The 11,976-nt window shown below is 39.9% G+C and carries 14 protein-coding genes and 1 riboswitch; of the genes, 11 read left to right on the top strand and 3 right to left on the bottom strand.

The window, feature by feature from the left end; all coding sequences use genetic code 11:
* Positions 1–152: 152 nt before the first annotated feature.
* A complete protein-coding gene (locus ADA55_RS04810) occupies positions 153–404 on the top strand; it encodes a YkuS family protein (protein WP_034307261.1) in 252 nt (83 codons plus the stop codon).
* A gap of 55 nt (positions 405–459) precedes the next feature.
* On the opposite strand, the gene ADA55_RS04805 is transcribed toward ADA55_RS04810, so the two are convergent.
* Positions 460–909, bottom strand: a complete 450-nt coding sequence (locus tag ADA55_RS04805) for an OsmC family protein (protein WP_048679864.1) — start codon at positions 907–909, stop codon at positions 460–462.
* A 405-nt stretch (positions 910–1,314) separates the two neighbouring features.
* Between ADA55_RS04805 and ADA55_RS04800 the strand changes: the two genes are divergently transcribed.
* Genes ADA55_RS04800 through ADA55_RS04790 form a run of 3 tightly spaced genes read left to right on the top strand, consistent with a single transcriptional unit; the run spans position 1,315 to position 3,652 of the window.
* Positions 1,315–2,076 (top strand): SDR family oxidoreductase, encoded by a 762-nt coding sequence (locus tag ADA55_RS04800; protein ID WP_048679861.1) that lies wholly within the window; start codon positions 1,315–1,317, stop codon positions 2,074–2,076.
* Between the two features lie 27 nt (positions 2,077–2,103).
* The gene (locus tag ADA55_RS04795) at positions 2,104–2,607 is read left to right on the top strand and encodes a hypothetical protein (protein WP_034307255.1); all 504 of its coding nucleotides are present in this window, start codon (positions 2,104–2,106) and stop codon (positions 2,605–2,607) included.
* Positions 2,600–3,652 carry an alpha/beta fold hydrolase gene (locus ADA55_RS04790; protein WP_081088619.1) on the top strand — a complete coding sequence of 351 codons (1,053 nt, stop codon included), beginning with the start codon at positions 2,600–2,602 and terminating at the stop codon, positions 3,650–3,652. Before ADA55_RS04795 ends, ADA55_RS04790 begins: the two co-directional genes overlap by 8 nt.
* A 178-nt stretch (positions 3,653–3,830) precedes the next feature.
* Here ADA55_RS04790 and ADA55_RS04785 read toward each other — a convergent pair whose 3' ends face one another.
* Entirely contained in the window at positions 3,831–4,430 is a 600-nt protein-coding gene (locus ADA55_RS04785; RefSeq protein ID WP_048679855.1) for a nitroreductase family protein, read from the bottom strand.
* A 242-nt stretch (positions 4,431–4,672) separates the two neighbouring features.
* On the opposite strand from ADA55_RS04785, the gene ADA55_RS04780 reads away from it, so the two are divergent.
* From ADA55_RS04780 to ADA55_RS29980, 7 genes are all read left to right on the top strand, one after another.
* Positions 4,673–5,650, top strand: coding sequence for a ring-cleaving dioxygenase (locus tag ADA55_RS04780; RefSeq protein WP_048679851.1), 978 nt, complete (start codon positions 4,673–4,675; stop codon positions 5,648–5,650).
* Positions 5,651–5,674: 24 nt separating this feature from the next.
* The gene (locus tag ADA55_RS04775) at positions 5,675–6,622 is read left to right on the top strand and encodes a ring-cleaving dioxygenase (protein ID WP_048679847.1); all 948 of its coding nucleotides are present in this window, start codon (positions 5,675–5,677) and stop codon (positions 6,620–6,622) included.
* Positions 6,622–7,230: an alpha/beta hydrolase gene (locus tag ADA55_RS04770; protein ID WP_048679844.1), complete on the top strand. Its 609-nt coding sequence runs from the start codon at positions 6,622–6,624 to the stop codon at positions 7,228–7,230. Before ADA55_RS04775 ends, ADA55_RS04770 begins: the two co-directional genes overlap by 1 nt.
* A gap of 18 nt (positions 7,231–7,248) precedes the next feature.
* Entirely contained in the window at positions 7,249–7,857 is a 609-nt protein-coding gene (locus ADA55_RS04765) for a flavin reductase family protein (RefSeq protein WP_048679840.1), read from the top strand.
* Between the two features lie 184 nt (positions 7,858–8,041).
* A riboswitch (SAM riboswitch) is annotated at positions 8,042–8,144 on the top strand.
* Positions 8,145–8,227: 83 nt separating this feature from the next.
* The gene (gene mmuP, locus ADA55_RS04760; protein ID WP_048679835.1) at positions 8,228–9,622 is read left to right on the top strand and encodes an S-methylmethionine permease; all 1,395 of its coding nucleotides are present in this window, start codon (positions 8,228–8,230) and stop codon (positions 9,620–9,622) included.
* Entirely contained in the window at positions 9,612–10,574 is a 963-nt protein-coding gene (gene mmuM, locus ADA55_RS04755; protein ID WP_048679832.1) for a homocysteine S-methyltransferase, read from the top strand. Before mmuP ends, mmuM begins: the two co-directional genes overlap by 11 nt.
* Before the next feature lie 297 nt (positions 10,575–10,871).
* Positions 10,872–11,039, top strand: coding sequence for a hypothetical protein (locus ADA55_RS29980; protein WP_162878727.1), 168 nt, complete (start codon positions 10,872–10,874; stop codon positions 11,037–11,039).
* A gap of 498 nt (positions 11,040–11,537) precedes the next feature.
* On the opposite strand, the gene ADA55_RS04750 is transcribed toward ADA55_RS29980, so the two are convergent.
* Positions 11,538–11,912, bottom strand: coding sequence for a helix-turn-helix domain-containing protein (locus ADA55_RS04750; protein ID WP_048679829.1), 375 nt, complete (start codon positions 11,910–11,912; stop codon positions 11,538–11,540).
* Positions 11,913–11,976: the final 64 nt, after the last annotated feature.

Here is an 11,976-nt window from a genome sequence, read left to right as displayed (position 1 = left end):
CTGAGAAGAACCTAAACGAGTTTGTGAAGCATCTTTCTTGTTTTTTCCATTCATGTTTATCACCTCGATATTACTTTCCCTATTTCCTTTGCATCCTATACATATATTGAGGGTGAAAAGGACAGATTAGAAGGTAGAGGAGGTGTGTGTTGATGTCAAGAATCGGTGTTGAAGAATCATTAACGAATATTCAGGAAGCACTTCGTGAAAAAGGTTTTGATGTTGTGGAAATTAAACAAGAAGCTGACGCAAAAAACGTGGATTGTTGTGTGGTAACAGGTTTGGAAAGTAATGTGATGGGTATAAGCGATACTTCATTAAAAGCGTCTATCATTGAGGCAAATGGTTTAACGGCTGATGAAGTGTGCCGTGAGGTTGAAAATAAAGTGAATACCATTCAATAGTTCAAAAAGTGCCTAAACCGATATAGGGTTAGGCACTTTTTCTGTTTATTCAAGGTTACTGTGCTATGGAAATTGCCGCAATCAATTCCACTTCTACATTCCCTTTGATCGCCCTGGAAATCATACAGGATGTTTCCGCTTTTTCAGCAAGTCTCCTCGCTTTTTCAAACACTTTTTCAGAAGTACCCGGCACCAATATAAGTGCGGGGCGATGAATGATTTTCTTATAGGTGAATACACCATTCGTAACATCCACTAACGCTTCCGACTGCATAGTCAAGCTCACCTTTTCTATATGGGCCCGCTCTAACATGGCAGCATAGGTAATGATATAGCAGGTCGATGCCGCTCCAAGCAGCATTTCATCGGGATTAGTTCCAATCCCTGGTCCTTCCATTCCCGTAGGAATACTTATCTGTGTTTGAAGATTCCCCGAATGAATCGTGCCGCTATCATTTCTGCCGCCAGGCCACTCCGCAGTTAAATGAAAGTGATGTATCGTCATTTTTTTTAACCTCCTTACTATTCTATAGTTTAAACGACAAAACAGGTTAAGTATCCGATTTTGCTCAATCAGTCAAATAATCCAGTAATCGATTGAGTTTTTAATCCGCCAGAAGGATGAAGAAATGCCGAACCGGTCGAATAATCCACCGCTGTGCGAAGCTAAGGTATGAATCGATCAAATAAATTACCGCCCTGCCGAATTACGTTTCCAGTAGGTTCAATTTCTGCTAGCTGACAGAAGCATACTTATTAAATATAAGATACATGTTGATGAAACAAAAGGCAGAGGCATTAGGCTATTTTAAGCACAATATTGGATAGGCTTTTCTATAATGATATAGACGGTTTTATATAAATAATACTTCATTAAGGAAGGGCTGAAAAGTTGACTACATTGAGTAATATGTTCGATTTGACTAATAAAACGGCTATCATTACCGGCGGCGGCAGAGGACTGGGCAAACAGATCGCCATGGCGTTGGGAGAGGCTGGCGCAAATATAGTCATTGCTTCACGAAATTTACCTGTCTGTAAGGAGGTATGTGAAGACTTGCAATCGATGGGTGTTAATGCCGTTGCCTTTGAATGTGATATCACCGATGTGAGTGCCATTGACCATGTCGTTCAGGAAACGGTTGCTCAATTCGGCACGATTGATATTCTTGTCAATAATAGCGGTACATCTTGGTCAGGTCCGCTTTTGGATCTTCCCAAGGACAAGTGGGAAAAAGTATTGAATGTTAACGTTACAGGTACATTCCTGTTTTCACAGGCTGTAGCGAAGGTCATGAAGCAGCAAAATTCCGGAAAAATCATAAATATTGCATCGGTGACAGGACTTGGAGGGACGTTTCCAGAGCTTTTGGATACGATAGCTTATAACACCAGTAAGGGTGCCATCATTACAATGACCAAGGATTTAGGAGTTAAACTTGCTAGATACGGTATCCAAGTCAATGCAATTGCACCTGGATTTTTCCCGACTAAAATCACAAAGAAAATTCTTGAAAAGTCTAACTATGACATATTAGGTAAAACTCCGGCTGGCAGGTTTGGCGATGAAGATGATTTAAAGGGTGCCGCCGTATTTTTAGCCTCACAGGCTTCTGACTATATGGTGGGTCATATTTTGATCATTGACGGTGGAATATCGGCATTAGTGTAAACGGAGGAGAAAGGAAGGAAGAAATATATGGCGGAAAAATCCAATTTTTATAAAGGGCTTAAATTACTAGGCACACAAAAAGAGCAACAGCTGAATAGTAAAATTCAAAATCTGCTGAATAATCGCGAATTAATCGAAAGAGTGAGCGATAATGCGCAAATGCAGGTGCCAAGAATAAATAGTCTGCAGGAAGCATCAGAAAGAATGTCCATCATCATGAATTATCCAACAAAAAAAGATGTGGCGAGTTTAGCGAAATTAGTCATCCAACTCGAAGAAAAAATTGATGGGTTGGAAGAATTGGTCTCTATACTTGTTGAGAATAGGGGCGGGAATGTCGGGGGTAATTCTTCAATTCGCAATAAAGGCAATGCCAATTCATCCCGCAGCATCAAAAAGAAATCAAGATTGGCATCCAATGAAAAGGAAGGGAGTAAAAAAAGGATATCTGATTTTCTAAATAACTCCTTATTGTTAAGCTCACAGTTGCCTGAGTTCAATTCAGTTCGACAGGAGAATTCAAATGGCTAAGCGGAAAGTGCCGAAAAATCAATCTGAGTCCAAAACTAAATGGCAACATTTATTGGATATTCCCAATCAGCCATTGCCTGAAATGGGACTGACTCCGAAAATAGCGGTATGGAAAAAAAACAAATCAACGCTTTGGTTTTATCCTTCAGCACAAAAAAAATATGAGGTACCGGTTTTTCTTATATATTCACTAATCAATACTCCTTTGATCCTTGATTTATCCCCTGGTAATAGTTTAATAGAATCTTTTGTAAATGAAGGTTTTGATGTGTATTTACTTGATTTTGGAAGCCCGGGATTTGAAGATGGTGACATATCGATCGAAGATTATATCGTCGATTATATTCAAAAAGGAGTGCAGCGTGCATTACGCCACTCTGGAGCATCGGAAATTACAGTCATGGGGTTTTGCCTCGGCGGTACAATAGCCGCAATATATGCTGCCATTGCAGACGAGCCGATCAAGAATTTGATACTTTCCGTGACCCCGGTGGATTTCAGTGCCTCGGAATTTTTTGATCAATGGCAGGAGGCGCTTAAAGAAGGGACAGCGGATTTTGACGAGACAATAGATATTTATCAAACGATACCGGCCAGTGCAGTTAAATATGGAATCCGGTTAATTACATCGCCCGTCTATATATCACCTTATTTATCTTTATTGAATCAAGCGGATGATGAGAAATACGTTCAAAACTGGCGCCGCTTCAATGCTTGGGCTAATGGGCATGTACCATTATCCGGAGCAGCCGCAAAACAAATAACCAAGGATTTATTGATAAAAAATAGCTTGGTTAATGGTAGCTTTAAGGTAAGGGGAAAAAAAGCGAAGCTATCGAAAATTGATGCTAGTGTTTTGGTCATAGCAAGTAAGTATGATCGACTGGTCCCACAGGAAATGATTTATCCGGTAATGGAGCATTTAACATGTAAGGATAAGACATATAACCTATTGAAAAGTGGACATGCTGCTAAACAATATTCCGGTGTACTCCCATATTATTTGAAGGAATGGCTGCCAGGGCGTTCTTCACCCATTCAATAAGAGGGGGATGTGAAATATACGTGTTGAACCTCAGTGAGGATATCAAAATCATGCCGGTTGTTGAGTATATAGGCTTTGCGTCATTGATATTTTCAAAATTGTTTGCAACATTTCCGGATTACTAAAGCGAAATAAAATAAAAGGGCTGGCTCGTTATGTAGAGCCAGCCCCTATTATATCATTGATAATATTTCACTCTTTCTTCAAGTGGTGAGAAGTCTTTATCGCCAGGTTCTGCAGTGGGTTTTCCAAAGGGCATCTGTGCGATGAGTTTCCAATCTCGTGATATATCCCATGTCTTTCTCACTTCGTCATCGATTAAAGGATTATAATGCTGAAGGCTTGCACCAAACCCCTCAATTTCCAAGGAAGTCCATACGACAAATTGTAAAATGGCAGAAGATTGGTTCGACCAAATCGGAAAATTTTCGGCATACGTTTTGTATTGTTCTTGGAGCCTATTTATTATGGCCTGGTCTTCAAAGAATAAAACCGTTCCATAACCATTTATAAATGACCTCATTTTTTCTTCCGTTTTTTTTAAATCTTTACCATCGGCTGCTATTCTTAATGTTTCTTTCGTGATATCCCATAATTGGTCGTGGCTTTGACCAGTTAAAACAATCACTCTGGCACTTTGGGAGTTGAAAGCGGAAGGGGAGTATTGAACGGCATGATCGATAACTTCTTTAATCCTTTTATCAGGAACAACATGTTCCTTGCTAAGGGAAAAATAAGAGCGTCTATCTTCAATTGCGCTAAAAAAATCTTTAACCATATATCACACCTCCATTCTTATACCGATTTATTTTGGCCTGATTTTTTTATTTTATGATAAGTGAATCCGGTTGAAATTATTTGAATGAAAATGGTTGACAATTTTATCCCTGTGGTTTATCTTTAAATCAAGATATTTGCATTAAAAGTATTATGTTAGGTTAAATACCTCGAATTCGAGATATTATTAGCGGATTAATTCATCTCCGTAAGGGGAGATTTATAAAGATAGGAGTGGTACGGATGGAATTAAAAGGATTACATCATGTTTCGGCGATTACAGCAAAAGCGGGAAATAACTTTGAATTCTACACAAAAGTCTTAGGGATGCGATTAATCAAAAAAACGGTGAATCAAGATGATGTTCGTGTGTATCACTTATTTTATGGAGATCAAATTGGTTCACCGGGTACGGAATTGACGTTTTTTGAAATTCCAAATGCTGCCCGCACTCATGAGGGAAACAATAGCATTTCAGAAATTTCTTTAAGGGTGAAGGATGATGAGGCGCTAGAATATTGGAAAAAACGGTTTGTGGAATTCAATGTTGAACACGATGAAATATCGAGCCGTTTTGAAAGAAAGGTACTTTCTTTTAAAGATCCTGAAGGGCAGAGGCTTCTTCTGGTTTCCGATCAGGATAATAACGGCGTTCAAGGAGGATTTCCGTGGGATGGAAGCCCAGTACCGCAAGAGTTTTCCATCCTTGGATTAGGACCAGTAAAACTTACAGTACCCAATATTGAACAAACAGAAAGTGTTCTTCACGAGGTATTGGGGTTCAGGAAATCAGGCACATACCCATCCGCAATCAGGGGGCAAAATCCGATAGTCGTTTACGAGACAGGTGAAGGAGGAACAGGAGCGGAACTCCATATTGAAGAAAGGAATGACATACCTCGTGAAAGGCTGGGGAGGGGTGGAGTACACCATGTTGCCTTCCGGGTGGATGATGAAGAAGAATTGAGAAAATGGGTAGAAAAAATTAGTGAATCGAAATTCGTGAACTCGGGATATGTGGACCGCTTTTATTTCCGTTCACTCTATTTTAGGGAGCCGAATGGCATATTATTTGAACTAGCTACTGATGGACCTGGTTTTGAAGTGGATGAAGCTGAGCAGCATCTAGGTGAGAACCTTGCCCTGCCACCTTTTTTGGAATCGAAAAGAAAGGATATTGAATCGAATTTAAAACCACTTAATACAAAATCAACTAATTAAACAACGGGAAAGGAAGTAATCGGCATGCAAAAGCAAAATGCAGGGATACATCATATAACCGCAATTGTAGGCAATCCTCAAGAGAATGTGGATTTTTATGCTGGAGTAATGGGAATGCGTATGGTGAAGAAAACCGTTAATTTTGATGATCCAGGTACCTATCATTTATATTTCGGGGATGAATCCGGTTCACCGGGCACAATCATCACTTTCTTTCCTTGGCCTGAGGCATACCGAGGGACAATTGGCTCCGGACAAGTGGGGATTACAACATATGCCGTTCCGGAGGGTTCAATGGGCTTCTGGGAAAAGCGTTTGGGTAAATTTAATATAGACTTTGAAAAGGTTTCACGTTTCGGTGAGGAATATCTTGAATTCAAAGACCCACATGGTTTGCAACTTGAACTGGTTGAGCGTAAAGAAGGTAAAAATAGCGAGTGGTCATTCGGCGGTGTACCAGCTGATAAGGCGGTCAAGGGATTCGGCGGTGCAGTATTATTGACGTCAAAACCGATCAAAACGATGGAACTATTAGAGGAAGTGATGGGCCTGCAAAAGATTGGGGAAGAGGGCGATTTCATCCGCTTCAAATCCACATCGGATATCGGAAATTTAATTGATGTTAAAAAAACGGTTTTACCAAACGGTAAAATCGGAGTGGGAACTGTCCATCACATTGCATGGCGTGCGAGCGATAATGAAGATCATAAAGAATGGAGGGAGCATATCGGTAACCATGGCTATGGTGTGACACCCTTTACAGACCGACAATACTTCGATGCCATTTATTTCAGGGAAGATGGAGGCATACTCTTTGAAGTTGCCACAGATCCACCTGGCTTTGCTCATGATGAAACGAAGGAAACGATGGGCAGTAAATTAATGCTGCCGCCATGGTTGGAAGAAAAGCGGGAAGTTATGGAAAAAACGTTACTGCCGGCAGTGCCGAGAGTACTAGAGGAGGATAAATGATGAAACATATTTTTCAAAAAGGAAGTAATCCAGAAGCTCCGTTACTACTGCTTTTACATGGCACTGGAGGAACGGAAACAGATCTCTTGCCATTATCCGAAATGGTTTCACCGGGTTCGTCCGTACTGAGCGTACGGGGAAATGTACTTGAAAATGGAATGCCCCGTTATTTCCGACGGTTAGCTGAAGGGGTTTTTGATGAAGAGGATTTGATTTTCCGAACGAAGGAGCTTTATGACTTCTTGGAATCAGCGTCCGGAAAATATGACTTCGACCGTGACAGAGTGGTGGCATTAGGTTATTCCAATGGTGCAAATATAGCGGCAAGTTTGCTGTTCCATTACGAGGGGGCATTACAAGGAGCGATTCTTCATCATCCAATGGTTCCAAGACGAGGGATCGCTTTGCCGTCCCTTTCAGATATACCTGTATTTATAGCTGCAGGTAAAAACGATCCGATTTGCCCGGCAGAAGAAACTGATGAACTTAATCAACTTTTACAGCAAGCTGGCGCTACAGTTGAAGTTCAGTGGGAAAATTACGGTCATCAGTTGACACGTTCAGAGGTTGATGCAGCAGGTTTATGGTTTCAAAAGAACTTTTTATAAGAATGAGAGGGAATGAAGATGATTTCTGTTAATCCTGAAAATTTGGCTGAACGGGATAATTATAAGTTTTTGACTGGAAGCATTATACCGAGACCTATAGCGCTGGTTACGACACAATCCGACACCGGTACAATCAATATAGCGCCGTTCAGCTTTTTTAACATAGTCAGTTCAAATCCTCCGATGATTTCCATTTCTGTTCAACGGAAAGAAGGAGTTTCAAAGGATACAGCCCGAAATGCAATTCAAACAGGTGAGTTCGTTGTTCATATCACTGACGAAAATAATGTTGCTGATGCAAATCGAACGGCCAAGGAACTCCCATCTGAAGAAAGTGAATTGGGTCTTACTAATTTCACGATGGCTGTTAGTGATAAGGTATCCGTACCAGGATTGGAAGAAGCGAAGGTGCGGTTCGAATGTACATTAGAGCAATCGATTCCATTGGCAGGTTCCAAGAATAAACCTGGTTGTGATTTACTGATAGGGAAAATAGTCTGTTATCATATAGAGCAAGATATTTATCATAATGGCCGTATTGACCCGAATGGGCTAAAACCTGTAGCGAGATTAGCCGGTCATACTTATACAAAACTAGGGGAATTATTTGAAATAGAACGTCCTTAAGGAAAAAGACCAACATGACCCCGGTTAGTTTTATTTGCCATTATAATACGCTTAGCGCTTGTTCCAAAAACAATTTAATATTAATACCCCAGCCATGATCGTTAGCATTTAAAAGGAAGTCTTTACATTCCGAAACAAAACTTGACAATTTTTTCATAGATTGATAAAGTTATAAAAAAATAATTTCTTATCCAGAGAGGTGGAGGGACTGGCCCTATGAAACCTCAGCAACAGGTCTACAAAGACACTGTGCTAATTCCAGGGGGTGAAACCTTGATAGATAAGACCGTACGTGTTTATTTGTCAGTAACGCACTCTTTTTTAGAGTGCGTTTTCGTTTTTTCTGGATGCAAGATTAAGGAGAGTTAGAATGGAGAACAAAAGGAAGTATGATTTTCAAAGGCAAATGCAAGCACGGCATATAATAATGCTATCGCTTGGCGGGGTGATTGGAACTGGTTTATTCTTAAGTTCGGGTTATACGATTCAACAGGCTGGTCCGTTCGGAACCATCCTTTCGTATCTGATTGGTGCATTAGTGGTTTATCTAGTCATGCTATGTCTAGGTGAACTGTCAGTGCATATGCCCGAGACAGGTGCGTTTCATAGTTACGCAGCCAAATACATCGGACCAGGGACAGGGTATACAGTAGCCTGGTTGTATTGGCTAACCTGGACTGTTGCACTAGGTTCGGAATTCACGGCTGCAGGATTGTTGATGCAGCGATGGTTTCCATCAATCAGTGTCTGGATATGGAGTGCTCTATTTGCCATTTTGGTCTTGGCATTAAATGCGTGGACCGTTAAGTTTTTCGCTGAATCCGAATTCTGGTTTGCGTCTATAAAGGTATTTGCTATTGTAATATTCATTATTCTGGGAGCTGCGGCAATGATAGGTTTTATTCCAATGATTAACGCACAATCAGCTCCGTTATTTTCCAATGTTACAAGTGCAGGTTTATTTCCAAATGGTGCTTTTGCCATTCTAATGACGATGCTCGCTGTGAATTTTGCATTTTCTGGAACTGAATTGATCGGAGTTGCAGCTGGAGAAACTGTGAATCCGGAAAAAACGATTCCAAAGGCAATCCGTATGACATTATGGAGATTGATTATCTTTTTTGTAGGTACCATCGTTGTTTTATCCGCATTATTGCCTGTTTCGGATGCAAGCGTATTAGAGAGCCCCTTTGTTGCCGTTCTAGAACGAATTGGAGTGCCATATGCAGCGGATATTATGAACTTTGTTATATTAACTGCCATTTTGTCTGCTGCAAACTCAGGACTATATGCCTCATCCAGGATGCTTTGGTCACTTGCAGATAAGAAAACTATTTCACCAATATTTGCAAAATTGACAAAACGGGGTGTTCCCTTGAATGCAGTCCTTTTCAGTATGCTGGGCGGTGTTTTAGCACTTTTCTCGAGTATTATTGCGCCGGATACTGTATATATAGTGCTTGTATCCATTTCTGGACTAGCCGTGGTTATAGTTTGGATGAGTATTAGCGCGTCACAGTTTCTATTTCGCAGACGATATATAAACGAAGGAAACTCAGTTAATGATTTGGCTTATCATACACCATTATATCCATTCGTACCAATCGTTTCATTTATGCTATGTCTTGCTTCTTGCATAGGAATTGCATTTGATCCTACACAAAGAATTGCATTATATTGTGGCATTCCGTTTATTTTGTTTTGCTATGGAAGTTATTATCTGACACAAACCATAAAGAAAAGAGGAGTAGACAATGAAGAATAAAATTAACCCAATTGAAGTAATTTTACGAGGTCATTCAGTCATGATTTTGGACGGGGCTTTAGCTACAGAGCTTGAAAGTCATGGGTGTGATTTGGACGATCCCCTGTGGTCTGCACGTGTATTACTTGAAAATCCAGAATTGATTTACCAGGTGCACTCTGACTACTTTCGAGCGGGTGCTGACTGTGCGATAACGGCAAGCTATCAAGCAACGGTTGAAGGTTTCGCCCTCCGCGGAATACAAGAAAAAGAGGCATTGGATCTAATCAGGAAAACGGTTTTACTTGCAAGAAAAGCAAGAGATGAATTTTGGAAGGAAGAATATCAAACGATTAGACCTAAGCCATTGGTTGCTGCATCAGTTGGACCTTATGGGGCTTATCTTGCAGATGGTTCAGAGTATGTTGGGAATTATGGTGTTTCAGATGAAACTTTGGCGGCATTTCATCGCTCAAGAATATCAGCTTTGATTGAAGCAGGAGCTGACATCTTAGCATTTGAAACGATTCCTTCCCTGCAAGAAGCAAAAGTACTACATTCATTATTGAAAGAATATCCAGAAGTCTATGCTTGGCTATCCTTTTCTTTGAAAAATGAAAAAGCGATAAGTGACGGCACATTGCTGGAGGAGTGTACCAGATTGTTTGGGGAGAGTGAGCAAATTGCCGCAATTGGCATCAACTGTGCGCCTGTATCAGTTATCACGGAAGCCGTACAGGTGTTGCGTGCAAACACGCATAAACCAATTATCGTCTATCCGAATTCCGGTGAAACCTATAATCCAGAAACTAAAACATGGCATGGTCCAGAATCATGTAATAGGCTCGATGTGAAATCTGAAGATTGGCACCATGCGGGGGCAAATATAATTGGAGGATGTTGCAGGACCGCTCCTCATCATATTGCGGGCATTTCAAGAAAGTGGCGACCTTCCGTGGTAACGTTCTCCTAGCCTTTTTTGTTATCAAAAATGTTTTTATTAAATATGCAAGTAGTCGGGAAACCTATAAACATAAAGAACAGGAATCTGGCGGTTCCTGTTCTTTTTGAGCTTTTATTCAGATTCGAGTAATTTGAAGGGTTTGAATTATTAATTTCTTGGCACTTCAGAGATAAGTCACGCAAGATCGTCTGGGAATTACAGGTAAACCAACCCTGCTGCAAAAACTGTAAAAAGAGAAATTAAATCATATTTTTTTCGTGCTTGGGAAAACTATACAAACAATGAATGGAAAGGAGAGAATGCGATATGAGTCGTGGTAAAAATTTTAATCACAAAGAAAAAGGACATCCAGGAAATTTACCCAATAATAGAATTAGTGAAGAGAAGGAACACAGCCGCCAGTATGAACAGATTGAAGATATTGTCACACATGAAGCTTTCAAGAATCGGGAAAAAGAAGATGAGATGCCTTAAGATATGGAGATGCAGCATATCTGTTGAGACATTTTATTGAGCAATTTTCCATTTCTTTAAGGATTCCAATAATAGAAGCACATGAAATAAGACATAACTCTCACTTCATGTTGCTTCTTTTTTTTGATTAATTCACCGGGGGAAACCATGATCTTTGCCATGTTTTTTCTATCATTTCAAATAGATAAAGAGGGAAAATTAGAGATAAAACTTAAATCAATCTTCCCTTGATGGAAAATGAATAAGTTTAAAGAGGACAACAGAAACATGAAGATGGATGATTTTTTGAAAAACCGACTTTCTTCTATATAATAATTAATAAAATTTAAATTTCTAAACACAGATATAATTCCATGCAACTTCAAAATGGGTGAACCGACCTATCCTAATTGATGAAGCCCCGGTATTTTACAGTTATAATGAACATGCCAGGCAGTATAAGAACCTGCTGATTAAGTACGGTTCTTTAACCAAATACAAGTTTAAACTCAATGCCTGCTATGTTTCATTTTGTTTATCACGATTTATTTCCACTTCCCGTTTAGCTCTAATAAAAGCGATAAATTGAATCGTTTCCTCTTCAGAAAGGGAAATTCCATCTACAGCTAGCTTCATATCTGGTAAATCCGTTAATTCCATGACTTGAGGCGACTCATTATCCATAACCTTAGATGGATAATCTACTCGACCCAGAATGTAATCAGTTGAGGTATCATATAAGCCTGCCAATAAATTAATCGTTTCTAATGAAGGGCGGCGGTGGCCCGATTCGTAACCGGCATAGGTACTTTTGGCGATTCCGAGCCTGTCAGCGGTATATTGCAAAGACCATCTTTTGGCCTTCCTTAATGTAGTCAATCTATTTAAAATCATTATTATTACTCTCCTTTTATATAAATCCATTATAACATCATATTGAAAAAAGTGTACGCGTAAT

Origin of the sequence: Bacillus sp. 220_BSPC (assembly GCF_001054655.1) — a bacterium.
Classification (GTDB): Bacteria; Bacillota; Bacilli; order Bacillales; family DSM-1321; genus Peribacillus; species Peribacillus frigoritolerans.
Note: the sequence above shows the minus strand (reverse complement) of the source record. Positions and strands in the feature narration are given on the sequence as shown.

What these genes read in the sequence shown, in the direction of transcription:
- ADA55_RS04810 (WP_034307261.1), top strand. Translation starts at nt 153, where the DNA reads ATGTCAAGAATCGGTGTTGAAGAATCATTAACGAATATTCAGGAAGCA.
- ADA55_RS04805 (WP_048679864.1), bottom strand. Translation starts at nt 909, where the DNA reads ATGACGATACATCACTTTCATTTAACTGCGGAGTGGCCTGGCGGCAGA.
- ADA55_RS04800 (WP_048679861.1), top strand. Translation starts at nt 1,315, where the DNA reads ATGTTCGATTTGACTAATAAAACGGCTATCATTACCGGCGGCGGCAGA.
- ADA55_RS04795 (WP_034307255.1), top strand. Translation starts at nt 2,104, where the DNA reads ATGGCGGAAAAATCCAATTTTTATAAAGGGCTTAAATTACTAGGCACA.
- ADA55_RS04790 (WP_081088619.1), top strand. Translation starts at nt 2,600, where the DNA reads ATGGCTAAGCGGAAAGTGCCGAAAAATCAATCTGAGTCCAAAACTAAA.
- ADA55_RS04785 (WP_048679855.1), bottom strand. Translation starts at nt 4,430, where the DNA reads ATGGTTAAAGATTTTTTTAGCGCAATTGAAGATAGACGCTCTTATTTT.
- ADA55_RS04780 (WP_048679851.1), top strand. Translation starts at nt 4,673, where the DNA reads ATGGAATTAAAAGGATTACATCATGTTTCGGCGATTACAGCAAAAGCG.
- ADA55_RS04775 (WP_048679847.1), top strand. Translation starts at nt 5,675, where the DNA reads ATGCAAAAGCAAAATGCAGGGATACATCATATAACCGCAATTGTAGGC.
- ADA55_RS04770 (WP_048679844.1), top strand. Translation starts at nt 6,622, where the DNA reads ATGAAACATATTTTTCAAAAAGGAAGTAATCCAGAAGCTCCGTTACTA.
- ADA55_RS04765 (WP_048679840.1), top strand. Translation starts at nt 7,249, where the DNA reads ATGATTTCTGTTAATCCTGAAAATTTGGCTGAACGGGATAATTATAAG.
- mmuP (WP_048679835.1), top strand. Translation starts at nt 8,228, where the DNA reads ATGGAGAACAAAAGGAAGTATGATTTTCAAAGGCAAATGCAAGCACGG.
- mmuM (WP_048679832.1), top strand. Translation starts at nt 9,612, where the DNA reads ATGAAGAATAAAATTAACCCAATTGAAGTAATTTTACGAGGTCATTCA.
- ADA55_RS29980 (WP_162878727.1), top strand. Translation starts at nt 10,872, where the DNA reads ATGAGTCGTGGTAAAAATTTTAATCACAAAGAAAAAGGACATCCAGGA.
- ADA55_RS04750 (WP_048679829.1), bottom strand. Translation starts at nt 11,912, where the DNA reads ATGATTTTAAATAGATTGACTACATTAAGGAAGGCCAAAAGATGGTCT.